The 26,718-nt window shown below is 43.1% G+C and carries 25 protein-coding genes, 2 pseudogenes and 1 other annotated feature; of the genes and pseudogenes, 25 read left to right on the top strand and 2 right to left on the bottom strand.

Translation table 11 applies throughout. The features are described from left to right. From NXS07_RS13760 to NXS07_RS13740, 5 genes and pseudogenes are all read left to right on the top strand, one after another. Positions 1-318: pseudogene (locus NXS07_RS13760) on the top strand (DNA transfer protein); the annotation flags it as partial. Next, the gene (locus tag NXS07_RS13755) at positions 318-1,781 is read left to right on the top strand and encodes a phage DNA ejection protein (protein WP_258086935.1); all 1,464 of its coding nucleotides are present in this window, start codon (positions 318-320) and stop codon (positions 1,779-1,781) included. The pseudogene NXS07_RS13760 and the gene NXS07_RS13755, both read left to right, overlap by 1 nt. Further along, on the top strand, positions 1,766-3,625 hold the full coding sequence (locus NXS07_RS13750; protein WP_258086934.1) for a P22-gp16 family phage DNA ejection protein: 1,860 nt from the start codon (positions 1,766-1,768) through the stop codon (positions 3,623-3,625). The genes NXS07_RS13755 and NXS07_RS13750 overlap by 16 nt, the downstream gene beginning before the upstream one ends. Before the next feature lie 274 nt (positions 3,626-3,899). Then, entirely contained in the window at positions 3,900-4,082 is a 183-nt protein-coding gene (locus NXS07_RS13745; RefSeq protein ID WP_258086933.1) for a hypothetical protein, read from the top strand. A gap of 331 nt (positions 4,083-4,413) precedes the next feature. Further along, positions 4,414-6,210 carry a phage head-binding domain-containing protein gene (locus tag NXS07_RS13740; protein WP_258086932.1) on the top strand — a complete coding sequence of 599 codons (1,797 nt, stop codon included), beginning with the start codon at positions 4,414-4,416 and terminating at the stop codon, positions 6,208-6,210. A 63-nt stretch (positions 6,211-6,273) separates the two neighbouring features. Here NXS07_RS13740 and NXS07_RS13735 read toward each other — a convergent pair whose 3' ends face one another. Next, positions 6,274-6,825, bottom strand: a complete 552-nt coding sequence (locus NXS07_RS13735; protein ID WP_258086931.1) for a serine O-acetyltransferase — start codon at positions 6,823-6,825, stop codon at positions 6,274-6,276. Positions 6,826-7,301: 476 nt separating this feature from the next. On the opposite strand from NXS07_RS13735, the gene thrS reads away from it, so the two are divergent. The 19 genes from thrS (at position 7,302) to lplA (ending at position 25,619) form a co-directional block, all read left to right on the top strand. Next, a complete protein-coding gene (gene thrS / locus NXS07_RS13730; protein WP_258086930.1) occupies positions 7,302-9,230 on the top strand; it encodes a threonine--tRNA ligase in 1,929 nt (642 codons plus the stop codon). Between the two features lie 3 nt (positions 9,231-9,233). Beyond that, on the top strand, positions 9,234-9,773 hold the full coding sequence (gene infC / locus NXS07_RS13725) for a translation initiation factor IF-3 (protein ID WP_071822481.1): 540 nt from the start codon (positions 9,234-9,236) through the stop codon (positions 9,771-9,773). A gap of 95 nt (positions 9,774-9,868) precedes the next feature. After that, positions 9,869-10,066, top strand: coding sequence for a 50S ribosomal protein L35 (rpmI, locus tag NXS07_RS13720; protein WP_038198054.1), 198 nt, complete (start codon positions 9,869-9,871; stop codon positions 10,064-10,066). Between the two features lie 43 nt (positions 10,067-10,109). Then, positions 10,110-10,466, top strand: a complete 357-nt coding sequence (gene rplT / locus NXS07_RS13715) for a 50S ribosomal protein L20 (RefSeq protein ID WP_010847342.1) — start codon at positions 10,110-10,112, stop codon at positions 10,464-10,466. An 83-nt stretch (positions 10,467-10,549) separates the two neighbouring features. Further along, on the top strand, positions 10,550-10,612 hold the full coding sequence (pheM, locus tag NXS07_RS21835) for a pheST operon leader peptide PheM (protein WP_143827731.1): 63 nt from the start codon (positions 10,550-10,552) through the stop codon (positions 10,610-10,612). Further along, positions 10,564-10,686, top strand: a sequence feature (Phe leader region). (Overlaps the previous gene by 49 nt.) A gap of 79 nt (positions 10,687-10,765) precedes the next feature. Continuing rightward, complete coding sequence (pheS, locus tag NXS07_RS13710) at positions 10,766-11,749, top strand: phenylalanine--tRNA ligase subunit alpha (RefSeq protein WP_038198056.1); 984 nt, start codon at positions 10,766-10,768, stop codon at positions 11,747-11,749. Between the two features lie 14 nt (positions 11,750-11,763). Further along, positions 11,764-14,151, top strand: a complete 2,388-nt coding sequence (pheT, locus tag NXS07_RS13705) for a phenylalanine--tRNA ligase subunit beta (RefSeq protein ID WP_258086929.1) — start codon at positions 11,764-11,766, stop codon at positions 14,149-14,151. 4 nt (positions 14,152-14,155) lie between these two features. After that, positions 14,156-14,452 carry an integration host factor subunit alpha gene (gene ihfA / locus NXS07_RS13700; RefSeq protein ID WP_012988967.1) on the top strand — a complete coding sequence of 99 codons (297 nt, stop codon included), beginning with the start codon at positions 14,156-14,158 and terminating at the stop codon, positions 14,450-14,452. A gap of 97 nt (positions 14,453-14,549) precedes the next feature. After that, a complete protein-coding gene (btuC, locus tag NXS07_RS13695) occupies positions 14,550-15,545 on the top strand; it encodes a vitamin B12 ABC transporter permease BtuC (RefSeq protein ID WP_238126378.1) in 996 nt (331 codons plus the stop codon). A 32-nt stretch (positions 15,546-15,577) separates the two neighbouring features. Beyond that, positions 15,578-16,345, top strand: coding sequence for a vitamin B12 ABC transporter ATP-binding protein BtuD (btuD, locus tag NXS07_RS13690; protein ID WP_038246395.1), 768 nt, complete (start codon positions 15,578-15,580; stop codon positions 16,343-16,345). A 156-nt stretch (positions 16,346-16,501) separates the two neighbouring features. Then, positions 16,502-17,659: a UDP-4-amino-4-deoxy-L-arabinose aminotransferase gene (gene arnB / locus NXS07_RS13685; protein WP_038246396.1), complete on the top strand. Its 1,158-nt coding sequence runs from the start codon at positions 16,502-16,504 to the stop codon at positions 17,657-17,659. Further along, positions 17,646-18,626, top strand: a complete 981-nt coding sequence (arnC, locus tag NXS07_RS13680) for an undecaprenyl-phosphate 4-deoxy-4-formamido-L-arabinose transferase (protein ID WP_196243381.1) — start codon at positions 17,646-17,648, stop codon at positions 18,624-18,626. The genes arnB and arnC overlap by 14 nt, the downstream gene beginning before the upstream one ends. Further along, the gene (arnA, locus tag NXS07_RS13675) at positions 18,626-20,611 is read left to right on the top strand and encodes a bifunctional UDP-4-amino-4-deoxy-L-arabinose formyltransferase/UDP-glucuronic acid oxidase ArnA (RefSeq protein WP_038224881.1); all 1,986 of its coding nucleotides are present in this window, start codon (positions 18,626-18,628) and stop codon (positions 20,609-20,611) included. Before arnC ends, arnA begins: the two co-directional genes overlap by 1 nt. Positions 20,612-20,631: 20 nt before the next feature. Further along, positions 20,632-21,525 carry a 4-deoxy-4-formamido-L-arabinose-phosphoundecaprenol deformylase gene (gene arnD, locus NXS07_RS13670; protein ID WP_038206251.1) on the top strand — a complete coding sequence of 298 codons (894 nt, stop codon included), beginning with the start codon at positions 20,632-20,634 and terminating at the stop codon, positions 21,523-21,525. Between the two features lie 7 nt (positions 21,526-21,532). After that, on the top strand, positions 21,533-23,194 hold the full coding sequence (gene arnT / locus NXS07_RS13665; RefSeq protein ID WP_038206248.1) for a lipid IV(A) 4-amino-4-deoxy-L-arabinosyltransferase: 1,662 nt from the start codon (positions 21,533-21,535) through the stop codon (positions 23,192-23,194). After that, positions 23,191-23,541, top strand: coding sequence for a 4-amino-4-deoxy-L-arabinose-phosphoundecaprenol flippase subunit ArnE (gene arnE, locus NXS07_RS13660; protein WP_038190927.1), 351 nt, complete (start codon positions 23,191-23,193; stop codon positions 23,539-23,541). The genes arnT and arnE overlap by 4 nt, the downstream gene beginning before the upstream one ends. Beyond that, positions 23,538-23,933, top strand: a complete 396-nt coding sequence (arnF, locus tag NXS07_RS13655; RefSeq protein ID WP_038198066.1) for a 4-amino-4-deoxy-L-arabinose-phosphoundecaprenol flippase subunit ArnF — start codon at positions 23,538-23,540, stop codon at positions 23,931-23,933. The genes arnE and arnF overlap by 4 nt, the downstream gene beginning before the upstream one ends. Before the next feature lie 110 nt (positions 23,934-24,043). Beyond that, positions 24,044-24,529 (top strand): C40 family peptidase, encoded by a 486-nt coding sequence (locus NXS07_RS13650; RefSeq protein WP_038224879.1) that lies wholly within the window; start codon positions 24,044-24,046, stop codon positions 24,527-24,529. Between the two features lie 73 nt (positions 24,530-24,602). Next, a complete protein-coding gene (lplA, locus tag NXS07_RS13645; protein ID WP_038224877.1) occupies positions 24,603-25,619 on the top strand; it encodes a lipoate--protein ligase in 1,017 nt (338 codons plus the stop codon). Between the two features lie 147 nt (positions 25,620-25,766). Here lplA and NXS07_RS13640 read toward each other — a convergent pair whose 3' ends face one another. Further along, complete coding sequence (locus tag NXS07_RS13640; RefSeq protein ID WP_012988949.1) at positions 25,767-26,129, bottom strand: helix-turn-helix domain-containing protein; 363 nt, start codon at positions 26,127-26,129, stop codon at positions 25,767-25,769. A gap of 333 nt (positions 26,130-26,462) precedes the next feature. On the opposite strand from NXS07_RS13640, the pseudogene NXS07_RS13635 reads away from it, so the two are divergent. Further along, positions 26,463-26,579, top strand: a pseudogene (locus NXS07_RS13635) (DNA circularization N-terminal domain-containing protein); the annotation flags it as partial. Between the last annotated feature and the right edge of the window lie 139 nt (positions 26,580-26,718).

Genomic DNA, 26,718 nt, shown 5'->3' with positions numbered 1-26,718 from the left:
ATTGCGCCGCAACTGGGACAAAACTATCTGAACATGAAAACCGCCGAGCAGCAGGACATGTATAACCAGTTGCTGGGGTTGGTTAACGTTGGTCTGTCTGGTGCGGGCGCTCAATCTGCGGCAGCGGCTAACAATGCGAATGCCCTCGGTTCGCTGTATAGCCAACAAGGGGCAATAAATGCAGGGAGGAAAGCGCTTCCGTGGCAGATTGCAGCAGGAGCAAATAACAGCATCAATAACGGTGCATCACAGGACATTAACCAGTTCGGCGGCATGGCCAGCAAAATGTTTGGCGGGATGATGGGGGGCATGTTCTGATGACTCAACCAATTAACTATTATGAATCCCTGATGCCTGATCTGGCGGGGCAGTCGCTAAAGGAAACACAGAATAGACTAGGGCAGGCGCAACTTACTGGATTAAACCTGCAAAACCAGCAAATGCAGCAACAGATGAGCGAACAGCAAGCCTTTAGACAGGCATTGCCCGATGCAATCAATGATCCGCAAAAGCTGCGAGAACTGGCAGTTCAATACCCCTCTCAGCTACAAAATATTCAGGCTCAGTTGGGGTTCAGGAGCGCCCAAGATGTTGCTGCGCTCGACACGACAGTAAATCAGTTACAGTTAGCTATAGCGACAGGCGATCCGCGCAATGTAGCGGCGGCTATCGTACAGAACGCTGAGGTTATTCAGTCTAAGGGAGTGGAACCTCAGCAACTAATGTCAATGTATGCGAACAATCCTGAACAGCTAACTGAGGTTCTCAATACAGTTAAATTGGGAACTATGAACGCCAAAGATCAGTTTGAGGTATTAGATAAGAAAGAAATTCGAGAAATTGATCGCGGGAAATTGTCGGAGAGCATCCGCAGTAGTCAAGCGTCTGAGTCGCTACAGGCCAGAAGTCAGGATATCCAAGTTCGTGGGCAAAATATCAGTCGAGCCAACGCTCTCACTTCTGCCTATGCCCCCACATCAGCAATGCAGAACTACCAACAGTATGCAAGCATGCTGAAAGCCGATCCCGAAGGGGCTAAAACATTTGCTCAGGCCGCTGGAATAAATCCATCTGAGAAGAAGTTATTTAAAGTGGAAACTATGCCGGATGGTTCGGTAATGAAATATTATTCAAACGGAGAAGAGGAAAAAGGGAAAATTACCGATCCGATTAAAGACGCTAATATGCGTAAGCCACTATCCGTGCGGGAGGCTGATGGCATATTACAGAAAGCCAGCGAAGGTTCTAAATCTGCGGCTGGCTTTGCTATGCGTATTGAAGATGGGTTATCAGGCATGGATCAATTAATGAAGTCTAGTCAGATTTCCCCACAAAGAGCGGCATTTATTTCTGCCCGTCTGGGTGATGGAATGATTGCAAATACTGCATTAAGCCCATCTGAACAAGCCTATTTACTTCATGCCAGAGATACAGTTAATGCCATTTTGCGCAAAGATACCGGTGCGGCCATAACCGATGCGGAGACAAAAGAATATGGTAGGTTATATCTTCCTCAGCCCGGAGAAAGTAACAAAGCGCTAGATGTGAAGAACAAAAAGCTGGAAGCTAGATTCAAAACATTTCGCGGTGAATCTGGGTTGGCTTATGAAGCCATGAAGGTATCTTCAAAAGCGTATGATGCTCAGGAACAGGCTGGCAAACCAATTGCCGATACCCAACAATCATCTTCATCTGGCGGGGTTAGTGAGGGAGCAACAGCAACCAATCCAAACACGGGGAAGAAAATAGTATTTAGAGGTGGCAAATGGCAACCAATGTAGCGTTACCTGATGGATTTGTTCTGGATAATGACAATTCAGTAAATTCAGCTCCCTCACTTCCTGATGGCTTTGTTCTTGATAGCCAGCAACAAGTGCCACAGCAATCCGAACGCGGATTTTTTGGTGATGTTGCTGCCGGACTTGCTGAAACAGGGAAATCACTCGCTCAGGCGGGGGTAAATGTTGCCAATATTATCCCTGATGCTGGTGATGCGGTTGTGAGTGCGGGTGCGTGGGCGGGTGAAAAGATCGGCTTAGGTGACGGAACATACACGCCTGCTACACGATTCGAATTACCCGACAATCTCAAGCCAACAACAACCGAGGGTAAGGTGTTCTCACAGGCTCTGCCATTCTTGGTAAACCCCGCAGGGACTGCCTTTCGTGGCGCGGCATTAACCGAAAAGGCCGCCCGGCTTGCTGCTGAGAACGCAGTCGGTGTGCTGGCTGAAAATGCAGGAAAAGGCGGAAACGGGAATCCAGCAACAGATTTAGCGACTGCCACAGCATTAAGTGCCGCTACAAAAGGCTTGTTTAATTTGGCCGGGGCTGGATATAGAGGCATCAGAGGAGCGATGACATCAGAAGCTCAACAAGCGGTACAATTTGCTGAGCGAAACAATGCCCCCTTAATGACGACTGATATTGTCCAGCCAACGACATTTGCAGGGCGCTCTGCTCAGGCGTTAGGTGAAAAGATCCCTATAACGGGTACGGGAGCGCCAAGAAGAGCGCAGCAGCAAGCCAGAGAGGGGCTGGTTAGGAATTACTCTCAACGTTATGGAGAACCTAATGCTGAGGAGGTAATCAATAGCCTGACTCGAAAATCGGGTTCTGGTGGATATATTCGAGAAGCAGCCGGTAACAGATTAAGCAATATATCTCGCGATATGGCTCCAGTTGGAAATATACAAACAAACAGAACGCTAACAGCCATTGATAATGAAATAGCGCATTTGGGCAGACTGGGCGAAGTATCAGATCAGGCAACCATAGCGCAATTACAGCGCTATAGGAATGAAATAGCGAATGGAGCCAACTTTCAGCATCTCAGAGATTTGAGAACTCAGTTTAGGCAGGATGTTAGAGGTGAGCGTGTTGTTTGGCCTTCTCAGTCTGAGGCATCGGTTAATAGAGCATACAGAGCCATGACCGAAGATATTGATGCATCAGTAAGGGGAAATCTAGGTAATGAAGCTGTACGCAGGTATCAGCAAGCCAATGAAATATACGCCAGAGAGGCGGTCAGCGTAAATAACACGCGCCTTAAGAACGTATTGCAGAAGGGAGAATTGACGCCAGAAGTAGCTAATAACTTGCTTTTCAGTAATAAGCGGAGTGAGGTTGCTAGGCTGTATCGCTCACTGGATGAGCACGGGAGGCGATCAGCAAGGGCTGCGATAATTGGTAAGGCGTTCGAATCATCCAGTGGAAGTCCTGATAAATTCCTAAATGCAGTCAACCGACTTGGAAACCAGACAGGTATATTCTTTCGAGGTCAAGAACGGCAATATCTTAACGGGTTAACACGGTATTTAGATTCCACAAGAAGAGCCTCAAGAGCGGGGGCAGTAACGCCCACAGGACAAGAGTTGCTGCAAGTTGGAATACCCGCGGGTGTGGCTACTGATTTTCTTGGAACGGGTGGTATGGGAACAGCGGCTTTTGGATCTTATGGGGCATTGGCCAGAATTTATGAAAACCCTCGCGTCAGGAACTTTATGTTGCGACTGGCTAACACGCCAAGAGGCAGTACCGCCGCCGACGCAATAATAGAGCGAACTCAATCATTGGTTAATTCTATTTTGCAAGGGGAAAGAGCTGAACTGACCAATAAGAATTAACTGATTGTTATAATAGAGAACATCGGTGAACCGTATTAGTCGCATTCTATTTCTTGGGTGGATTCCCATATGTACGGATCGGAACAAATTACATAGCCATCTTTAACTACGTCCCAACCAGAGATATAACCATTGTCACCAATAAATTGGGATGCAACAGAACTGAGTGCGACAGCGCTTGTTATGCCAAGAATGAAACCGACAAGAAACTTCTTCACACCATCACCTCACTGTTTATTTTTTATTATATTACCCCACTCAAAGGAGATTGAACATGTCGATTGAAGAACGCTTAGATCGCCTAGAATCAGCGGTCAAAATCATGTCTATGAAGATGGCCAATCAAGAGCTTGAAGAATGTAACGCTGAGATTGAGAAAACTACAAAGCGCCTTGAAATCCTCAAGCAGTCGCGTGATAACCATCTTACCGTGATTAGATCCGGTAACTATTTATAAGCATAGAAATGTCTTTATCTTCTGGGTCAAATGAATTTGATAGCTGGTCAAAGATAGCCTGCCTTTCTTCCTGTGGCAGCTTGGAATAAATGAGGAAAACTAGTTTTTGGAGCCTTGTTATCTCTTTCTTTAGTTGTTCGGGTGATGATTGATTATTGTTCCAGTTATTCATTTTTTATCCTTTTCATACAGTGTAACTAAGGCTTCGAATAGTATCTGTTTTTCTCAGATTCAACAAACCACCTAACGCCGCTTAACCGCGGTTTTTTTACATCCAAATTTCAACCAATACAGTTTCCCCGCTGGGATTTCGCACGTCTGGAGAACATAAATGTCAGAAATAATACCTAATGTTATCGTCTCAATGCCATCACAGTTATTTACTATGGCACGTTCATTCAAGGCGTGCTCTAACGGCAGGATTTACATTGGCAAAATAGACACCGATCCAACCATACCCGAGAACCAGATTCAGATTTACATGGAACGTGAGAACGGTGATTTAGTGCCTGCTCCTCAACCCATCATTATCAACGCAGCGGGCTATCCGGTTTATGCCGGACAGATGGCTAAGTTCGTGACTGTTCAGGGACATTCAATGGCTGTCTATGACAGCTATGGAGTGCAGCAGTTCTACCTTCCGAATGTACTAAAGTATTCTCCTGATCGCTTACGGCAGGAGCTGGAAAGTGAGCATGGCGCAGAATTAATAAATACCAAGTTTGGAGTGAATCTCCAAGAATACTTGAATTCGATGTATTTTGATAATGTGCTATTTGATGCATCAAAGGTTGAGGATGCATTTAAAACTAATAACATTATCTTATTAAGAACGGCCGATATTAATGTTTCCATTGAAATACCTGTCGATAAGAAATTAATTGTCTTACCTCCGGTTGGTAGTCAATCAGTTGTACTTAGGAAAGAGGGTAAGGTTTTTATTGTAAATAAGGGATCTCAACTGATAGCCCCATATTTGGAGACAGCAGATTATGACATGGATGTTGTGACCGTAAATGGCTCGTCCAGACCGACAATGTTATTGGCTGTTGGTCAAGAAACAATGGTTGATGTCAACATCTATGGGCATTACACGCGAGGTCGTGGAATAGTCATGGATGCGACCACTGGTCAGAATGGTAAATCAGGAATTATTTCCGGTGTTATCATTAAAGCAACGGTGAGAGGTATGCTAACCGCCTACGAGGAGGTTTTAGGTCGAACGGGAGGCGAGGAAGATCCAACGTATATTAACAACAATCACATAAACATAACGATATGGAAATGCACTAACGGATTGATGCAATTTGATTATGATTATTTTAAGGAACGGGAAAAATATGGTGAAATTTCTGGAAATGATTATAAGTTGTATTATCAGTCATCGACTGAATCAGTTAATATATTAAGGATTTGCGGTGTTTATAATGTAGTAACAGGAACCGTATGGGATACGGATTATCCTGGTCTGCACCAAAAATCTGTTGATATTCGCGGTATGTCTAATGTTATTGGCTCTAAATCATTCCCAAGTATTTCTACACAGTTTGTAACCGTTGATAATTCCACAAGTAATGGCAATACCTATATTGGCGCAACATATGGTATTAATAGAATAGATAATGGTGGTTTAAGTGTATTTAGCAACGCTAGCCTCGCTTCCCACGATAGAGATAACATTAGGAGCATTGAATCCACATTGTTTTTTATTAAAGATGAAAAAAATATAATTCCAAACAGTAATTTCATAGTCGGTTCTGTAAACTTAGATTATAGATTTCTACATAACCTTCCTATTATTGCAGATGGTTTTATTGTAATAGAGAATATTAATGGCTGGGATCTTGCCAATGTTCGTGTTGGAATTGGCCTTGGTTTAGAAGAAGGACAAAAAGCAATTAGTGAGGAATATAAAATTACACAATCTGGCAGAGCCATAAAAATACCAGTTAGCATTATTATTACAAAAACAAAAGTTAAAGCTTTCTCTGGATCGTATTTTTGGTATGGTTCTCCAAGTGATATGCCTGAAATAAATGGCAGAGTTAATATTATTCTTACAGTAAAAGCTGATAAATCTGTCATTGCTGCAAGTGCTCATTTGACCATCAAATCGTTCTCGCTGTAATAATAGTTTAACTGATGACGTTGTTTTTCACTGCTAAAAAACAACGTCACAAATTTATTTATGTTACAGATTATATCGCCTAGTGATTAAGTCATTCTCATTAATTTCTTTGATGAATCTCGCGGGAATTCCAGCGTAAACGCTGTTGCTAGGGATGTCTTTTGTTACGACGGAGCCAGCGCCAATTTTAACATCATTACCTATTACAACATCTTCAACTATGCATACACTAGGCCCAATATAAACATTGTCACCAATAGTAGCTGCTTGACCTTCATTTGATCCAATGGTAGTAAATTGGCTAATGTTTACATTGTTTCCTATAATAGCTGTTGGGTTGATAACTATACATCCTCCATGCCCAATGTAAAATCCATGACCAATTTTTGTCCCTCTAGGTATATCTAGCATGTGTTTTTTAGATATACGGCGATGCATTAAGATGGCAATGAATTTTAAAAGTTTATTTTTAGATTCACATAAACGAAACCAAAACATAAACTTAAAGCCTGTATTTAATAAATAATGTTTAATAATTTGCTTTTTGCTTACTTTATCCTTGCCAATATGTCGACATAAATCACTTTTTATCAACTCTGAAATGCTCATTTCCATTTAACAACACCTATTAAAAAAAATTATAATTAGCATTTTGGTGGTTACTTTTGTCTGGGATATTTATCCATTGATACCCCATCAATGTCATCAGCAAACTGGTGGGTTGACGCTGTTTTGTCAACCGAAGCTCGATCAAAGTGATAATAGCCTCCTTTCCTGCCTCTCCACAATCCCCCGCTTCTCTTTCAGGTAGTCGTAGCGGTCGATATCTCATCAATGTAGTCGGCGAGCTGGTGGGTGGGGTGGGGAGATGATTGATATTTTATCAACATAGTCAGATAGTAACTCTGTGTGTTAATATGGATTTCGAGTTTTAGCAATGTACATAGGTAGTTTGATGAATTGTGTACATAACTGTGTACATAACTTACAGAGTGAAGTAAGAGATTGCTAATAACATACTGAAAATAAACGAATTTGATTTCATACAAGTGATCTTTCGTGTGGGTCACCACTGTAGATAAGGATTTTAAATGCCTGTAATTACTCTTCCTGACGGTAGTCAACGTCAATTTGAGCATGCCGTTTCTGTAATGGATGTGGCTCGCGATATCGGTGTGGGCTTGGCAAAAGCGTGTATTGCTGGCCGTGTTAATGGCGAATTGGTGGATGCATGTGAATTAATTGAAACCGATGCTAACCTTGCAATTATTACCAGCAAGGATGAAGACGGTCTGGAAATTATTCGCCACTCATGTGCACATTTGTTAGGTCATGCAGTCAAGCAGCTATGGCCTGATACGAAAATGGCAATCGGTCCTGTGATTGACAATGGTTTCTACTACGATGTTGATTTAGATCGCTCTTTGACGCAGGAAGATATCGAGCTGCTTGAGAAACGCATGCTGGAGCTTGCCAAGACAGATTATGACGTCATCAAGAAGAAAGTCAGTTGGCAGGAAGCGCGTGATGCATTCGCAGCTCGTGGCGAAGAATACAAGATCCAGATTCTGGATGAGAATATTAGCCGTGATGACCATCCGGGTCTATATCACCATGAAGAATATATGGATATGTGCCGTGGGCCACACGTCCCTAATATGCGTTTTTGCCATCACTTCAAATTGCAGAAAATAGCGGGCGCATACTGGCGTGGCAATAGCGACAACAAAATGTTGCAGCGTATTTACGGTACTGCATGGGCAGACAAAAAACAACTCAATGCCTACTTGCAACGCTTAGAAGAAGCTTCAAAACGTGATCACCGTAAAATCGGCAAACAGCTCGATCTGTACCACATGCAGGAAGAGGCGCCGGGCATGGCATTCTGGCATAATGATGGTTGGACAATTTTCCGTGAACTGGAAACATTTGCCCGCGTCAAGCTGAAAGAGTACCATTATCAGGAAGTGAAAGGCCCATTCATGATGGATCGTATCCTGTGGGAAAAAACAGGTCACTGGGAAAACTACAAAGAACATATGTTCACCACATCATCGGAAAACCGTGAATACTGCGTGAAGCCGATGAACTGCCCAGGACATGTCCAGATTTTCAATCAGGGTCTGAAATCTTATCGTGACCTGCCGTTGCGTATGGCTGAATTTGGTAGCTGTCATCGTAATGAACCGTCAGGGGCATTGCATGGATTGATGCGTGTACGCGGCTTTACTCAGGATGATGCACATATCTTCTGTACTGAAGACCAAATTCATCAAGAAGTCAGCAGCTGCATCAAAATGATTTATGACGTGTATAATACGTTTGGTTTCGAGAAGATTGTTGTCAAATTATCGACTCGTCCAGAAAAACGTATTGGCACTGACAAACAGTGGGATGAAGCGGAAGCTGATCTTGCTGAAGCACTGAAACAAAGCGGTATTGAATTTGAATATCAGCCGGGTGAAGGTGCTTTTTATGGCCCTAAGATCGAATTTACTCTATATGATTGTTTGGATCGTGCGTGGCAATGTGGTACTGTGCAGCTCGATTTTTCATTGCCAGCGCGTTTGAATGCGTCATATGTCGGTGAAAATAACGAACGTAAGGTTCCTGTAATGATCCACCGTGCTGTTCTAGGCTCTCTGGAACGGTTCATTGGTATCCTGACCGAAGAATATGCTGGGTTCTTCCCAACATGGTTGGCACCTCAACAGGTTGTCGTCATGAATATTACTGACGGTCAGGCAGATTATGTACAGGAATTGGTTAAAAAACTTCAAGATGCTGGCATTCGTGCAAAAGCAGACTTGAGAAATGAGAAGATTGGTTTTAAAATTCGCGAACACACTCTGCGTCGAGTGCCTTACATGCTTGTTTGCGGCGATAAAGAGGTCGAATCAGGAAAAACTTCTGTTCGTACCCGCCGTGGCAAGGATTTAGGTAGCATTAATGTCAGTGAGTTTACAGAAAAACTACTGACAGAAATACGCAATCGCAATCTTCATCAATTGGAGGAATAAGGTATTAAAGGCGGAAAAAGAATTCAACCGGCGCGCCCAAATCGCATTAATGAAGAGATTCGCGCCTCTGAAGTTCGTTTAACAGGATTAGATGGCGAACAGATTGGTATTGTCAGTCTGAGAGAAGCTCTTGAGAAAGCTGAGGAAGCTGGTGTTGATTTAGTTGAAATCAGCCCAAATGCCGAACCGCCGGTTTGTCGTATCATGGACTACGGCAAGTTCCTCTATGAGAAGAGTAAATCAGTCAAAGAACAGAAAAAGAAACAAAAGGTTATTCAGGTTAAGGAAATCAAATTCCGTCCTGGTACAGATGAAGGCGACTATCAGGTCAAACTACGCAACCTGATTCGTTTTCTGGAAGATGGCGATAAAGCTAAAATCACCCTGCGTTTCCGTGGGCGTGAAATGGCGCATCAGCAGATTGGTATCGAAATGCTTAACCGCATTCGTGAAGATCTGAGTGAACTGGCTGTGGTCGAATCCTTCCCATCGAGGATCGAAGGCCGCCAGATGATCATGGTGCTCGCTCCTAAGAAGAAATAGTCAGGCAGTCAAGTAATGGACTCCAGTCAGTTTTTGGTTGGAGTCTATTCGCCTTACTAATTCGTTGTAATCAACAATGCGAAGTGGAAATTAAAATGCCAAAGATTAAAACAGTACGCGGCGCGGCTAAACGCTTTAAGAAAACTGCCAGTGGTGGTTTCAAGCGTAAGCACGCTAACCTTCGTCACATCCTGACTAAAAAATCAACTAAGCGTAAGCGTCATTTACGTCCAAAAGGCATGGTCTCCAAAGGAGATTTGGGCCTAGTTGCTGCTTGTCTGCCATACGCATAAGCAAATTTTTTAGATTAGAATTCAGAGACGATAGGAGAAGTATATGGCTCGCGTAAAACGTGGTGTTATTGCCCGTGCACGTCACAAGAAAATTTTAAAACAAGCGAAAGGTTACTATGGTGCCCGTTCGCGCGTTTACCGTGTTGCTTTCCAGGCAGTTATCAAAGCTGGTCAATACGCTTACCGTGACCGCCGTCAGCGTAAACGTCAATTCCGCCAATTGTGGATTGCACGTATCAACGCTGCTGCACGTCAGAACGGCATGTCTTACAGCCGTTTCATCAATGGCCTGAAAAAGGCTTCGATTGAAATCGACCGTAAGATTCTGGCTGACATCGCTGTATTCGACAAAGTAGCATTTGCTGCTCTGGTTGAAAAAGCGAAGGGTGCTCTGGCATAAGTCAGGTTAGAAGAGGGAGCTTGCTCCCTCTTTTACTTTCCCCCAAAATATGGCTTACTATTGATTGGGTTAATAAGGACATAATGGAGAGAATGGCAATGATGAAATTAGCTTTTTTTCGTTTCTTTTTTTACTTTAGCGCCTGAAATCGGGGGGCTTTGCGCGTAAGAAAAGAAACGAAAAACAGCGCTTGAGCCTCCAGTGTGGAGGCTTTTTTATTTTTATGACCTCACTAATAGCTATTTGGGGCATAGTCGATAACAACTAAAGGGCCATCTGGCCGAAGGAAGAGGAAAACGATGTCACATCTTACTGAGCTGGTTGCAAAGGCAAAAGCAGCCGTAGAGGAAGCCCAGGATGTTGCCGCGTTGGATTTGGTGCGAGTTGAATACCTGGGAAAAAAAGGCCATTTAACCCTCCAGATGTCATCGCTGCGTGACTTACCAGCCGACGAACGTCCAGCGGCAGGGGCTGTTATTAATCAGGCAAAACAGGAAGTGCAGGAAGCATTGAATGCTCGTAAGGCAAAACTGGAAGCTGATGTTCTGAATGCACGTTTGGCAGCAGAAAAAATCGATATTTCATTGCCTGGCCGTCGTATGGAAAATGGTGGATTACATCCTGTTACCCGCACGATTGAACGTATTGAAACTTTCTTTGGCGAATTGGGTTTTTCTGTTGAATCTGGCCCAGAAATCGAAGATGACTATCATAACTTCGATGCCCTGAATATTCCGGCACATCACCCTGCTCGTGCTGATCATGATACATTCTGGTTTGATGCAACGCGCCTGCTGCGTACACAAACTTCAGGAGTACAGATCCGTACTATGAAAGAACGCCAGCCGCCGATCCGCATCATTGCACCAGGTCGCGTATACCGCAATGATTATGACCAGACACATACGCCAATGTTCCATCAGGCAGAAGGGCTGATTGTTGATAAAAATATCAGCTTTACTAATCTGAAGGGGACATTGCATGACTTTTTGAATAACTTTTTCGAAGAAGAGATGCAGGTTCGTTTCCGTCCTTCCTATTTCCCATTTACGGAACCTTCCGCAGAAGTTGATGTGATGGGTAAAAATGGTAAGTGGCTGGAAGTATTGGGTTGCGGCATGGTACATCCAAATGTATTGCGCAGTGTTGGCATTGACCCTGAAGTCTATTCTGGTTTTGCTTTTGGCATGGGAATGGAACGCTTAACTATGTTGCGTTACGGCATCACAGATTTACGTGCTTTCTTCGAAAACGACTTGCGTTTCCTCAAACAATTTAAATAAGGCAGGAATATCTCATGAAATTCAGTGAACTCTGGTTACGCGAGTGGACTAACCCTGCCATCAGCAGTGAAGCATTGTCTGATCAAATCACCATGGCAGGTTTAGAAGTGGATGGTGTTGAAAAAGTGGCAGGTCAATTCCACGGTGTTGTTGTGGGTGAAGTCGTTGAATGTGGCCAACATCCAAACGCAGATAAATTGCGTGTCACAAAAGTTAATGTAGGTGGCGATCTCCTGCTGGATATTGTTTGTGGTGCACCAAATTGCCGCCAGGGGCTGCGTGTCGCCGTTGCTACAGTGGGCGCGGTGTTACCGGGTGATTTCAAGATCAAAGCTGCGAAATTGCGCGGAGAGCCATCAGAAGGGATGCTCTGTTCTTTCTCTGAACTGGGTATTGCAGATGATCATGATGGCATTATTGAACTGCCTGCGGATGCACCGATTGGTACTGATCTGCGCGATTATATCAAATTGAATGATAGCGTCATTGAAATCAGCATTACACCTAACCGTGCAGATTGTCTAAGCATCATGGGTGTTGCTCGTGATGTTGCTGTCATCAATAAACTGTCAATGATAGAGCCACAGATCGAGTTTGTAAAACTAACTACAGAAGCTACATTCCCTATCCGTGTCGACGCACCAGAAGCCTGCCCACGCTACTTGGGACGCGTTATCAAGAATGTAAACGTCAAGGCTGAAACACCACTGTGGATGCGTGAAAAACTGCGTCGTGGTGGTATTCGTTCTATTGATCCAATTGTTGATGTTACTAATTATGTACTGTTAGAGTTGGGACAACCGCTGCATGCATTCGATTTGGAACGCTTAAGTGGCTCAATTACTGTTCGTCTGGCTGAGCAGGGTGAAAAATTAACATTGTTAGATGGTAACGAAATAGAACTTTCTGCTGATACACTCGTTATTGCTGATGAAAAGCAAGCGCTTGCAATGGCAGGAATTTTTGGCGGCCAATATTCTGGTGTGAATGCTGAAACACAGCATATTTTACTGGAGTGTGCTTTCTTTGCACCATTAGCGATTACAGGTCGTGCTCGTCGTTATGGCCTGCATACTGATGCTTCCCATCGTTTTGAGCGTGGCGTAGATCCACAACTTCAGCATAAAGCGATGGAATATGCCACCCAATTGCTGATTGCCATTTGTGGTGGGGAAGCCGGAGAGATCATTGATGTTACCAGTGGATCCTATTTGCCAAAATCGGCAACTATTACTCTGAATCGCAATAAATTGGATCGCCTGATTGGTCATCATATCGTTGATGACGAAGTTACGGATATTTTGACACGTTTAGGCTGTCAGGTGACAGTTCAGAACGATAGCTGGCAGGCTGTTGTACCTAGCTGGCGTTTTGATATGCAGATTGAAGAAGATCTGGTTGAAGAAATTACACGTATTTACGGTTACAATAACATCCCAGACGTGCCTGTGCGCGCTGATCTTGTGATGACTGCACACCGTGAAGCTAATCTGCCATTGAAACGCGTCAAAACGATGCTGGTGGACAAAGGCTATCAAGAAGCGATTACCTACAGTTTTGTTGATCCAAAGATTCAGCAATATTTGCATCCGCAGGAAGAAGCATTAATCCTGCCAAATCCGATTTCGGCTGACATGTCGGCTATGCGCTTGTCATTGTTGACAGGATTATTGACCACTGTTGTTTATAACCAGAACCGTCAGCAGAACCGTGTCCGCTTGTTTGAAACTGGCTTGCGTTTTGTGCCTGATGAAAATGCTGAACATGGTATTCGTCAGGAATTGATGCTTGGTGGCGTGATAGCAGGAAATCGTTTTGAAGAACACTGGTTGATTGAAAAACAAGCAGTTGATTTCTTTGATCTTAAGGGCGATTTAGAATCCGTTTTAGAATTGACTGGTATGCTATCTAGCATTTCATTTAGGGCGGAGGAACATCCTGCTTTACACCCTGGACAAAGCGCTGGGATTTATCTGGAAAATAATTATATTGGTTATATAGGTGTTGTTCATCCAGAATTGGAGCGCAGATTTGACTTAAATGGTCGCACCGTGATATTCGAATTATTGTGGGCCAGTCTGGTGGACCGCGTGATTCCTGAAATGAAGGAAGTTTCTCGCTTCCCATCTAATCGCCGTGATATCGCCATAGTTGTGCCTGAAAATGTAGCCGCAGAAGATGTTCTTGCTGAATGTAAGAAAGTTGGCGTAAATCATATAGTTGGCATAAACTTATTTGACGTGTATTGTGGTAAAGGTGTCGTGGAAGGCTACAAAAGCCTTGCTATTAGCTTAATCTTGCAGGATACCGTGCGTACACTGGAAGAAGAAGAGATTACTGCGACCGTCAACAAATGCGTTGCTGCATTAGAACAGCGATTCAAAGCATCCTTGAGGGACTGAACTTATGGCGCTTACTAAAGCTGAAATGTCAGAAAATCTGTTTGAGAAACTGGGTATTAGCAAACGTGACGCTAAGGATCTAGTGGAAATATTCTTTGAAGAAGTGCGTCATTCTTTAGAGAATGGGGAGCAGGTTAAATTATCTGGATTTGGCAACTTTGATTTACGAGACAAGAATCAACGTCCAGGTCGTAATCCGAAGACAGGCGAAGATATTCCAATTACGGCCCGTCGTGTTGTTACGTTTCGCCCAGGTCAAAAGTTGAAAAATCGGGTGGAAAAAGCTTTACCAAAAGAATAAAACACATAAAAAAGGCCGCATTATTGTGCGGTCTTTTTCTTACCTTTAATATCTTGTTGTATACAATGGGATACATTTCTTTTTTCTGGTGCTGCCAATGCACTCTGTTTATGAATTAATCACTCTCCAGAAAAAACGTGACTATCGTGTGATAGCACTCCTATCTATCTTATTTATTATGTTATTTATTTTGTCATTATGTGCAGGAGAATTATGGTTCTGGCCTGATCAATGGCTGTCTGACTCGGCCCGATTGTTTATCTGGCAATTGAGGTTGCCCAGAGCGATTGCGGTGATAGCGGTTGGTGCGAGTTTGGCTGTGTCTGGCGCCGTCATGCAGGCGTTATTTGAAAACCCGCTGGCAGAGCCGGGACTATTGGGGATCAGTAATGGCGCTGGAGTTGTTGTGGTATGTCTGATCCTTGTCTTTCATGGTGTTGCTCCATTGTGGCTATTAAGTGTTGGTGCGGTTCTTGGGGCGTTCGCTATGACTGCTATTTTGTTGGGCTTTTCCAGAAAACATCAAGTGACTAATACACGGTTGCTATTGATTGGCGTCGCTTTCGGAGTGATATTTGGCGCCATGATGACATGGATGGTTTACTTCAGTACCAGTCTGGACCTGCGTCAGTTGATGTATTGGATGATGGGTAGTTTCAGCGGTATTGACTGGCGTCAGAAATGGCTGGTTATTGCACTGGTCCCCGCTATTTTCTGGCTGAGTCAACAAGGGAAAATCCTTAATTACCTATCGCTTGGTGAGTTACAGGCTCAACAATTGGGAATATCACATAATAAGTGGCGTAATTTATTTGTATCGGTAGTTGGATTGTTGGTTGGTTTGAGCGTTGCTTTAGCAGGGGCGATTAGTTTCATTGGTTTGGTGATTCCCCATATCTTAAGGTTGACTGGTCTGACAGATCATAAGACCTTGCTTCCAGCTTGTGCACTGGCGGGAAGTAGTGGCTTATTATTGGCAGATCTATTTTCCCGTCTGTCATTATCCCATGCGGAAGTGCCGATTGGTGTGGTCACGGTAACCTTGGGAGCACCAATTTTTATATGGCTACTATTAAAAACACATCATAGATAAATATATTTGATGAGTGTCATGGGAGAAATAAAATGACCTGTCAACCGATTTTAGAATTGAATAATATTACGGTTGACAAGAGACTGACCACATTGTCTGAATCTGTTATAGCAAGAGAACAAATTCATCTGGTCGGGTTGAATGGTTCAGGGAAAAGCACGCTGCTTTCAGCGATTGCAGGAATTTTACCTTACAGTGGCAAGATTCATCTGAACGGCAGAAACCTGTGTGATTATCGGCAGCACGAGTTAGCGAAATATCGGGCATGGTTTTCTCAATCAGTTTCTGTTCCTATCATGCCAGTTTACCAGTATCTGGATATGTATCGTCCTGATTCAGCGCCATTGGATCAGAGTGAAAGTGTGTTATATGAACTTTGTCGGCAGCTAAAACTCACTTCATTACTGTCTTCGTCAATTGGGCAGCTATCAGGAGGTGAATGGCAGCGTGTTAGGCTGGCAGGGGTCTTTTTGCAGATATGGCCAGAGTTGAATCCGAATGGAAAATTATTACTCCTTGATGAACCGACAAACAACCTCGATATTACTCAGCAAGCAGTTTTGGATCAGTTAATCAAACAATTTTGTTCATTGGGCGGCTCGGTCTTAATGAGCAGCCATGATCTTAATCACACCTATGAACAAGCTACCAGTGTATGGTTATTGTCGCATGGAAAATTGTTAGTATCTGGAATACCACAAAATGTTATGACCAATCAAAATTTATCAGAAATTTTTGAAGTAAATATTAGACATATCCAAAATACCAGCTATAAACTATGGAGGGTCGATCATCTTTAAATTTCTATTAGTAAATATTGTCTTAATTGGTTGCTTTTAATCTCTTTTTGGTATTGTGATTGCCCCTGATTTTGTCTATCCGTTGATGTTTCGTTGAACAAACGTCATTTAGAATTTTTGGGAATTATAAAACGAATCAGGCTACGCAAAGCGATTATGGATAATTTTCTGCCATTCTCTCGTCCAGCAATTGGACATGAAGAGATAGAAGCAATAGAACAGGTTTTACGTTCAGGTTGGATTACGACAGGGCCACAAAACCACCAGTTAGAGCAGGATTTTTCTCGTATATTTGGTTGCAGACACGCAATTGCATTATGTTCTGCTACGGCGGGGATGCATTTGGTTCTGCTAGCATTGGGCATTGGCCCAGGTGATGAAGTTATCACCCCTTCCCAGACCTGGGTTTCCACCATCAACATGATTTGTCTTCTGGGCGCAGAGCCTGTTATGGTCGATGTTGACCGTGATACGCTGATGGTAAGTGCGGAAACAGTCAGAAAAGCGATTACACCAAACACTAAAGCTATTATTCCTGTCCATTATGCAGGCGCACCTTGTGATCTTGATGCCCTGCGTATTGTTGCTGACGAAGCTAATATCCCTCTGATTGAAGATGCTGCTCATGCTGTAGGAACCCGTTATAAAAATGAATGGGTGGGAGAGCGAGGAACGGCAATCTTTTCTTTTCATGCCATTAAAAACATGACATGTGCTGAAGGCGGCATGTTCGTTACGGATAATGACGAGCTTGCACACCGGGTTCGCTGCCTAAAATTTCATGGATTGGCTGTCGATGCATTTGATCGGCAGATTCAGGGCAGGAAACCTCAGGCAGAAGTCATTGAGCCCGGTTTTAAATATAACTTATCAGACATTCATGCGGCGATGGCGGTTGTACAGTTAGGCAAACTGGAATCCATGAATGCCCGTCGCGGGGAGTTAGTAGCTCGGTATACTGCCGCACTGAGCAATTCACCGTTACAAATGTTGAGTGTTCCTGAATATGAACACGGGCATACCCATCATCTATTCATGGTGCGTGTTGACCAAGATGTCTGTGGTATTGATCGCGATACTTTCATGGCACGTTTAAAAGAAAGAAATATTGGTACAGGCTTGCATTTCAGGGCTGCACATACACAAAAATATTATCGGGAACGTTATCCGGTGCTGTCTTTGCCTGCATCGGAGTGGAACTCGGCAACACTTTGCTCGTTGCCGCTTTTTCCAGACATGAATAATGACGATGTAGATCGTGTCGTGAATGCAATCACTGAAATTCTTTCGGAGCATAGAAATAGTGACATTTGAAAAAATTAAGAAAGTCTCGGTTGTTATTCCGGTTTATAACGAAGAAGAAAGTCTACCCCAATTATTGGAAAGAACGATCGCTGCGTGCCAACAACTTGAGCAGAAATATGAATTAATTCTGGTGGATGATGGCAGCCGTGACAGCTCTGCCGATATTTTAACTCAGGCGGCTGAAACCCCCGAAAATCACGTTATTGCTATTTTACTTAACCGTAATTATGGGCAACATTCTGCAATCATGGCGGGATTTCATCAGGCTGATGGTGATCTTGTCATCACACTTGATGCAGACTTGCAGAATCCGCCAGAAGAAATCCCCCGTTTGGTGAAAACGGCAGAAGAAGGGTATGACGTTGTGGGAACTCGCCGTGCCAATCGTCAGGATTCTTGGTTCCGTAAAACTGCGTCCAAAATAATCAATGCGATGATAACTAAGGCTACAGGCCGTTCGATGGGTGACTACGGTTGCATGCTGCGCGCTTATCGCCGTCATATCGTACATGCGATGCTGCAATGCCATGAACGCAGTACATTTATTCCTATTCTCGCTAACACATTTGCCCGTAGAACGACTGAAATTGATGTAACTCATGCAGAACGTGAATTTGGGGATTCTAAGTACAGTTTCATGAAGCTGATCAATCTGATGTATGACCTGTTGACTTGCCTGACAACTGCGCCGCTGCGGTTATTGAGTGTTGTGGGAAGCATTATTGCTGTGACAGGTTTTCTGCTGGCGGTATTACTGATCGCTTTGCGCCTCATTTTCGGATCAATATGGGCTGCTGAAGGTGTATTTACTCTATTTGCCATCCTTTTCATGTTCATTGGTGCACAATTCGTTGCGATGGGATTGCTCGGTGAATACGTTGGCCGAATATATAACGATGTTCGTGCCCGCCCGCGTTATTTTATTCAAAAAGTAGTCGGAGTTAGAAAGATCAACGACAATCAGGAAAAAAGCTAATGAAAGCAGTAATTTTTGCCTATCATGATATTGGTTGTGTCGGACTTAATGCACTGATTAAAGCTGGCTTTGACATTCAGGCCGTATTTACACACACTGATGACCCGAATGAAAACCATTTTTTCTCTTCTGTTGCACGCATTGGTGCCGATTTTGGATTACCTGTATTTGCGCCAGAGAATGTAAATCATCCGCTTTGGATTGATCGCATCCGCGAGATGAAGCCGGATGTTATCTTTTCTTTTTATTATCGCAACATGCTCAGTCAGGATCTTTTATCTTTAGCAGAAAAAGGTGCGTTTAACCTGCACGGTTCATTATTGCCGAAATATCGTGGTCGCGCTCCCGTTAACTGGGCGGTGTTAAATGGTGAGACCGAGACAGGCGTGACACTGCATAAAATGGTGATAAAGCCGGATGCAGGAGATATCGTTGCGCAGCAGACTGTACTGATTGGTGAAACCGATACTTCACTGGATGTGCATGGCAAAATCCGCGAGGCCGCCGTTGAATTACTGGATAGTATCTTACCTCAAATAAAATCAAGTCATTATTTGTCCATCCCACAGGACGAAAATCAGGCCACTTATTTTGGTCGTCGTACGGCTGAAGATGGCGAAATTGATTGGCATAAATCTGCTAAAGAGATTAATAACCTGGTTAGGGCGGTAACTGAGCCATATCCTGGGGCATTTACGTTCCTTGGCGAGCGTAAAATCACGGTTTGGCGTTCGCGTCCACTCACTCAGGTTCATGACAAACTTCCAGGAACGGTGCTTTCTACTGCTCCATTTGTCATTGCCTGTGGAGAAGGTGCACTGGAAATTACCAGTGGCCAGGGCGAATCCGGTCTTTATGTTCAAGGAAGCCGACTGGTGCTAGAAATGGGCATTGTGACAGGTGTTCGAGTCGGATCGAAAGCAACCGCACAAATCAGTCGTCGTAAGCGCGTGCTGATTCTGGGAGTTAATGGATTTATCGGCAATCACTTGACAGAACGTTTGTTAAACGATGGCAAGTATGACATCTATGGAATGGATATTGGGTCTTCTGCCATTGAGCGGTTTATTGGCAATCCACGTTTTCATTTTATTGAAGGGGATGTCAGTATCCATACAGAATGGATTGAATATCACATCAAAAAATGTGACGTCATTCTTCCATTAGTGGCGATTGCAACACCCATTGAATATACCCGTAATCCACTCCGTGTCTTTGAACTGGATTTTGAAGAGAACCTGAAAATTGTTCGCTATTGTGTGAAATATAATAAACGAATTATTTTCCCATCAACATCTGAAGTCTATGGCATGTGTGACGACAAGGAATTTGATGAAGATACTTCACGCCTGATTGTCGGGCCAATCAATAAACAACGCTGGATCTATTCAGTATCCAAACAGCTACTTGACCGGGTTATTTGGGCATACGGTGTAAAAGAAGGTTTGAAATTCACTTTATTCCGTCCATTTAACTGGATGGGGCCAAGATTGGATAACCTGAATTCGGCGCGTATTGGTAGCTCAAGGGCGATCACTCAGTTGATTTTGAATCTGGTAGAAGGCTCACCCATCAAATTGGTTGATGGAGGAGAGCAGAAACGTTGTTTCACTGATATCAATGACGGAATTGATGCTCTGTTCAGAATCATCGAAAACCGTGATGGACTGTGTGACGGGCAAATTATTAATATCGGTAACCCAACCAACGAGGCCAGCATTCGCCAACTCGCTGAAATGTTGCTGGAAAGTTTTGAAGAACATGAATTGCGCGGAAATTTCCCTCCGTTTGCCGGATTCAAAAAGATCGAAAGCAGTAGCTACTATGGTCAGGGCTATCAAGATGTTGAACATCGCAAACCCAGCATCAAGAATGCGGAGCGTCTGCTGGGATGGAAACCAACCATTGATATGAAACAAACCATTGATGAAACACTAGATTTCTTCCTGCGTGGGGAAATTGAAGAATTAACAAGGGAAGATTAGAAATGGTTGGGAATAATGTGATGAAGAAAGTTGGTTTGAGAATTGATGTGGATACTTATCGAGGCACAAAGGAAGGTGTACCGCAATTGCTTGAAATTTTGCAGCGACACCACATTCAGGCCAGCTTTTTCTTCAGTGTAGGGCCGGATAACATGGGGCGCCATTTGTGGCGCCTACTGCGACCAAAATTTCTGTGGAAAATGTTGAGATCAAATGCCGCGTCCCTTTATGGTTTGGATATCTTGCTGGCTGGTACGGCGTGGCCAGGGAAGAAGATCGCAAAAGATTTAGGGTATCTGATGAAACAGGCAATGGAGGCTGGTCATGAAGTTGGTCTGCATGCATGGGATCATCAAGGCTGGCAAGCCAAAGTAGAGCGCTGGTCAGAGGTTGAATTAGCAGAGCAGGTGCAGCTAGGTATTGATGCATTGAAAAAAGCAACAGGGCAAGCGATTACGTGCTCGGCAGTTGCAGGATGGCGGGCGGATGAACGTGTACTGACGGTTAAACAGCGATTTGGTTTTGATTACAATAGTGATTGTCGTGGAACACACCCATTCAGGCCACTATTACCCGATGGAACCATTGGCACTGTGCAAATCCCTGTCACATTACCGACCTATGATGAAGTTGTTGGAACACAGGTCAGAGATGTAGATTTCAATCGCTTTATCCTTGATGAAATTAAAAATGATCTTGGTGTTTCTGTTTATACTATTCATACAGAAGTTGAGGGCATGTCGAAGTCTTCACAGTTTGAAACCTTACTGAATATGCTCCCTCAGCAAAATATTCAGTTTTGTAAATTAAGTCATTTGCTACCTGAAAATAGAGAAACGCTTCCTGTTGGGAAAATTGTCCGTTCAGATTTTCCTGGTCGTGAAGGCTGGCTAGGTTGTCAACAAAAGGTATGACGCAAACATGTTGAATAGTTGGGCAAGTAGAGTTGGAGCCTTTTTGATGGCTCTTTTTTTTATTCTTACTTATTTATTACCCCTGAATGGCCGCCTTTTGTGGCAGCCGGATGAAACTCGATATGCCGAAATCAGCCGGGAAATGCTACAACGCGGAGATTGGATCGTTCCTTATTTCTTCGATATTCGCTATTTTGAGAAACCGGTAGCAGGTTATTGGTTCAATAATATTAGCCAATGGATTTTTGGAGACAACAACTTCGCCGTTCGCTTTGGCTCAGTGTTCAGCACTTTGCTCAGCGCATTTCTTCTCTATCGACTCGCGATGATGATGTGGCAAAACCGTCAGATTGCTTTTGTCTCCAGTCTGATTTACATCTCCATGTTTATTGTTTTTTCCATTGGCTCTTATAGCGTCCTTGATCCCATGTTCTCTTTATGGGTCACTGCGGGGATTGTAAGCTGCTATTGGGCACTTAAAGCTGGCAGTACTCGTGAGCGAATGTTGGCATTGTCTGCCTTAGGGCTGGCTTGTGGCATGGCATTTATGACTAAAGGCTTTTTAGCATTAGCCTTGCCCGTCATTTCCATGATACCTATCACGATATACCAGAAACGTTTTTGGGAAATGGTTCGCTTTGGGCCACTTGCTGTTATTTTCGCTATTTTGATTAGTTTGCCGTGGGTGATTGCAATTGCCCTGCGGGAACCTGATTACTGGCATTATTTTTTCTGGGTAGAGCATATACAACGTTTTGCATCAGATAAGGCACAGCATATTGCACCGATGTGGTATTACCTGCCAATACTGGTGTTGGGTGTGCTTCCTTGGCTTGGATTATTGCCTGGTTCCTTGATGAAAAGCTGGAAAGAGAAAAAAAGCCATCCAGAAATGTTTTTCTTGCTTTGTTGGTTCATCATTCCATTTGTCTTCTTTAGTATTGCAAAAGGAAAATTGCCGACTTACGTTTTGCCATTTATCGGGCCTTTGGCACTGATGATGGCAAAATACAGTATTGATTGTGTCAGTAATGGCAACATGAAAGCGCTGAAAATGAATGGGCTGGTGAATGTTCTCTTTGGCATTATCGCGATATTGGTGTTACTCGTTATGCAGACACTCTTAAATCGCCCTTTTTATCAACCCAGCGAATGGCCAAAATGGGTATTGGGAACGGTGGCTTTTGGCGCCTGGGGAATTATTGGTTACCTGTGTTTTATTCATAATGGCAAACGTTGGATGTGGGCAGCCGCCTGTTCATTGGTACTCAGTTTGACATTTGGTAGCGCATTGCCCAACAGGACTATCGATTCTAAACTGCCTCAGAGTTTCATTAGGCAAAATGTGCAAGAGTTGGCTGACAGTAAATATATTTTATCTGAGGCAGTGGGTTTGGGAGCCGCGGTAGCATGGGAATTAAAACGCAGTGACATTTACATGTTTGATCGCACAGGCGAGTTAGAGTACGGTCTTGCCTATCCTGACAGCCAATACCGATATGTAGCACAAGAAAAATTCCCTACGTGGCTGGAGAAAGCGCGTAAAGAAGGTCAAGTAGCGATTGTTTTCCTATTGTCTTCAAAAGGAGGTCTTCCTGAGTTGCCTAAACCTGATCTTGTGCGCCGTAGTGACCGTTTTGTTCTTGTGATTTATAAAAAGCAATCATGACCAGCAATTTAGCATTATTGATATTAGTTAGCCTGCTGACCTGTGCCGGACAGCTATGCCAGAAACAAGCCGTCACCTGTTGGCAGAAAACAGATACCCCCCATAAGGGGGTATCTGTGGCGATCTGGCTGACGGGTGCTATTCTTTTGTTGGGGATAGGGATGATATTCTGGCTGCGACTGCTGCAATATTTGCCATTGAGTATTGCATATCCCATGCTTAGTATTAATTTTGTCGTAGTAACTCTGGTCGGGCAATTCCTGTATCAGGAAAAAGTGGGGCTAAAACACTGGATAGGCGTTTTTGCAATTATGTTCGGAATTTTATTGATGAGTCTAAATCAATGAGAGGTTATCTTTGGGGGTTGGCGAGTGTGCTGCTGGTCACTGTGGCACAATTATTGTTGAAATGGGGAGTTGTTCGGTTACCTGAGCTTTCGTTATCAACATACTGGCTGGATATAGATTGGTTTTGGGCACATCACAATCCTTTGTTGATGGTCATGGCAGGATTGGCAGGTTATGCATTATCCATGTTATGTTGGCTTTTTGCTCTGCAATACCTGCCATTGAATAAAGCTTATCCGATAATCAGCCTGAGTTACGTTTTTGTTTATTTAATGGCAGCTTTATTGCCTTGGTTTAATGAAACCCTCTCATGGTTGAAAACGGCTGGAGTCCTTTTTATTTTATTGGGGGTCTGGCTTATTAGCCGACCAGAAGCCAAACGATCTCATTAATTGCCCGCCTACAGCATAATTGGTGGTACTGTATGAGGGATAAACTTGTTTTTTCATGCCCCGCCAGATAAAGTTCGTTCGTTTTTACGTTATTTCTGAGGGGCAGACTAATGAGAGTAACATTAGGGCATTTGTGCTTATTATTGAGTTTTTTCTTAATTGGCTGTACCAATCCTGTTTCTAAATCCAATTTGCCTCCACTGCGAACGGCACTTTCTGATCCAATTATGGTCATTGCTCAGTTAAAAGAGCAGCTTAATCAATGGCACGGTACACCTTATCGATATGGTGGAATAGATCGGCGTGGTGTTGATTGCTCTGGCTTTGTTTACCGTACATTTCACGATCGTTTTAATATCTACCTTCCGCGCACAACAAGCGAACAAACCAAATTAGGCACTCAGATTAGTAAAGAGGATTTGATGCCGGGCGATCTGGTATTTTTCAAGACGGGCAGTGGCGAGAGTGGTTTGCATGTAGGTATTTATGATATCAACGACGAGTTCATTCATGCATCGACCAGTAAAGGCGTTATACGCTCTTCCCTTGATAATGTGTATTGGCGACGTGTTTTTTGGCAAGCCCGCAGGATGTAACCCCGTCTTTAGCCATCAAATCCGGTAGTGCTTTATGATATCTTAAGGCTCTGTTTTTTTGCCGGAGACAAATATGTCTACATTACGCCTGCTGTTGTCTGATTCTCATGATCCTTGGTTTAATCTTGCTGTTGAAGAATGTATTTTCCGACAGATGTCATCAGATCAGCGGGTTTTATTTTTATGGCGTAACGCCAATACGGTTGTGGTAGGACGCGCTCAGAATCCGTGGAAAGAGTGCAATACACGGAGAATGGAGCAGGATGGAATAAAATTGGTTCGGCGCAGTAGTGGTGGTGGCGCTGTTTTTCATGATCTGGGTAATACCTGTTTTACCTTTATGGCAGGTAAGCCAGAATATAATAAAACGGTTTCCACTCAAATCATTCTGGAAGGATTAAAAAAAGCGGGCATCCATGCGATGGTTTCTGGTCGTAATGACTTAGTTTTATTATCCCCTGAAGGTGAGCGTAAAATTTCAGGCTCGGCGTATCGCGAAACCAAAGACAGAGGTTTTCATCATGGTACGTTGTTGATTAATGCAGATCTGAACCGCCTTGCCGATTATCTTAATCCTGATCCTAAAAAATTACAGGCGAAAGGTATAACTTCTGTTCGTTCCAGAGTGACGAATTTATCGGAATTATTACCTGATATCACACATGAAAAAGTGTGTGGTGGAATTACCGAAGCATTTTTTGAATATTTCGGTGAAGTAGCCAAGTCAGAGCTCATTTCGCCGCAGGCCTTACCTGATTTACCGGGATTTACTGACGTTTTTGCCAAGCAGAGCAGTTGGGAATGGAATTTTGGTCAGGCACCAACGTTCAGTCATACATTGGATACCCGTTTCTGTTGGGGAGGAATTGAACTACATGTCGATATTGAACACGGAACTATTGGTCGTTGCCAGATTTTCACTGATAGCCTGGAACCTGCGCCATTCGAGTTATTGGCTGAAAAGCTTGTTGGTGTACTGTATCAACCACAGGCAGTTGGGCAAGTGATTCAACAAATCAGAGAACAATATTCCTTACTGGATAAAGAATTACAGCAGTTGTATCACTGGTTGGTTAACGAATTGAAATGAGTGAATAGCCCGACATGGCATGAAGGCAAAAAAATGGTCAACGATAGGGAAGTTGACCATAAAAGGGTGACACTTACTATAAATAGGGTTTAGAAATTTGGCTTTGAAACAGCATTTGGGCTATTTTTTTATTACACTGCGTCTTTATTATTCGCAATGTAAGAAAGTCTTAAACTCGGGTAACTGCCCACTTGCCCTGAATTTAGCGGGTGTCGTATTAAAATGTTTCTTAAATATTCGGGTAAATGTAGCCTGAGAACTAAAACCATATTGCAAAGCAATATCAAGAATCGGCAAGCTATCTTCATGCAAAGACTTTGCTGCTTCATGGAGACGACGTCTACGCACATATTGACCCAGTGTACAGCCTTTCAGTTCCTTAAAAATTCGCTGTAAATGCCATTTTGAATAGCCACTTTTATGTGCAATGGCATCTATTTTGATACCTTCAGTACGTTGAAGCTGGCTTTCTAGCCATCTGACAATATCGTTGATGACACTTTCTAACATATTTACCTCCCACATAGGTGGGCCTTTTGCTGAAAAGATACCGATAAATAAATAATAACTTACGTTATTGTGTGGGACATTTTAAGAATTTCTTTTGAATCGTATACGCAAAATGTGCGATTTCAATTTAATCAGCATTATGTGTTGTTCATTTTTTATTTTATTTTATTAATTAAAGGTGCGCATCAGATGTTCATTTGTTTTTAAGCACAGTGATATTATAGTTGCGTTATTAATTACAAATGAGGCTGTAATGCAATCGAGTTTGCTTAAGCGAGCGATGGTCGATTTGTCAATCGCTAGTTCCAAGTCTTTAACTGTCAGGCTGGATCATTTGCTGTTGTTTCTGGTGAGAGTGTGCTTGGTCGTCGTCAGGCGGTTGAATATCTATATCGTGATACGGCATGGATTGAGGACTTAGGCCGGGTAACCCGAAAGTTTTCCTTGAAGGAGATATAAGCGCTAATATTAATATGACAGCTATTTTTTATTGGTCTAATGTTGCAAATGATTTTTCTTAATAATAAAATAATAAAATAATAAAATAATAAAATAATAAAATAATAAAATAATAAAATAATAAAATAAT

It is taken from the genome of Xenorhabdus bovienii (genome assembly GCF_024721015.1).
Classification (GTDB): Bacteria; Pseudomonadota; Gammaproteobacteria; order Enterobacterales; family Enterobacteriaceae; genus Xenorhabdus; species Xenorhabdus bovienii.
Note: the sequence above shows the minus strand (reverse complement) of the source record. Positions and strands in the feature narration are given on the sequence as shown.

Coding starts and splice junctions, on each gene's coding strand:
- NXS07_RS13750 (WP_258086934.1), top strand. CDS start 1,766: ATGGCAACCAATGTAGCGTTACCTGATGGATTTGTTCTGGATAATGAC.
- NXS07_RS13640 (WP_012988949.1), bottom strand. CDS start 26,129: ATGTTAGAAAGTGTCATCAACGATATTGTCAGATGGCTAGAAAGCCAG.
- NXS07_RS13650 (WP_038224879.1), top strand. CDS start 24,044: ATGAGAGTAACATTAGGGCATTTGTGCTTATTATTGAGTTTTTTCTTA.
- arnT (WP_038206248.1), top strand. CDS start 21,533: ATGTTGAATAGTTGGGCAAGTAGAGTTGGAGCCTTTTTGATGGCTCTT.
- arnE (WP_038190927.1), top strand. CDS start 23,191: ATGACCAGCAATTTAGCATTATTGATATTAGTTAGCCTGCTGACCTGT.
- ihfA (WP_012988967.1), top strand. CDS start 14,156: ATGGCGCTTACTAAAGCTGAAATGTCAGAAAATCTGTTTGAGAAACTG.
- btuD (WP_038246395.1), top strand. CDS start 15,578: ATGACCTGTCAACCGATTTTAGAATTGAATAATATTACGGTTGACAAG.
- btuC (WP_238126378.1), top strand. CDS start 14,550: ATGCACTCTGTTTATGAATTAATCACTCTCCAGAAAAAACGTGACTAT.
- pheT (WP_258086929.1), top strand. CDS start 11,764: ATGAAATTCAGTGAACTCTGGTTACGCGAGTGGACTAACCCTGCCATC.
- arnD (WP_038206251.1), top strand. CDS start 20,632: ATGAAGAAAGTTGGTTTGAGAATTGATGTGGATACTTATCGAGGCACA.
- thrS (WP_258086930.1), top strand. CDS start 7,302: ATGCCTGTAATTACTCTTCCTGACGGTAGTCAACGTCAATTTGAGCAT.
- NXS07_RS13745 (WP_258086933.1), top strand. CDS start 3,900: ATGTCGATTGAAGAACGCTTAGATCGCCTAGAATCAGCGGTCAAAATC.
- NXS07_RS13755 (WP_258086935.1), top strand. CDS start 318: ATGACTCAACCAATTAACTATTATGAATCCCTGATGCCTGATCTGGCG.
- rplT (WP_010847342.1), top strand. CDS start 10,110: ATGGCTCGCGTAAAACGTGGTGTTATTGCCCGTGCACGTCACAAGAAA.
- pheS (WP_038198056.1), top strand. CDS start 10,766: ATGTCACATCTTACTGAGCTGGTTGCAAAGGCAAAAGCAGCCGTAGAG.
- lplA (WP_038224877.1), top strand. CDS start 24,603: ATGTCTACATTACGCCTGCTGTTGTCTGATTCTCATGATCCTTGGTTT.
- arnF (WP_038198066.1), top strand. CDS start 23,538: ATGAGAGGTTATCTTTGGGGGTTGGCGAGTGTGCTGCTGGTCACTGTG.
- NXS07_RS13740 (WP_258086932.1), top strand. CDS start 4,414: ATGTCAGAAATAATACCTAATGTTATCGTCTCAATGCCATCACAGTTA.
- arnA (WP_038224881.1), top strand. CDS start 18,626: ATGAAAGCAGTAATTTTTGCCTATCATGATATTGGTTGTGTCGGACTT.
- arnB (WP_038246396.1), top strand. CDS start 16,502: ATGGATAATTTTCTGCCATTCTCTCGTCCAGCAATTGGACATGAAGAG.
- rpmI (WP_038198054.1), top strand. CDS start 9,869: ATGCCAAAGATTAAAACAGTACGCGGCGCGGCTAAACGCTTTAAGAAA.
- NXS07_RS13735 (WP_258086931.1), bottom strand. CDS start 6,825: ATGGAAATGAGCATTTCAGAGTTGATAAAAAGTGATTTATGTCGACAT.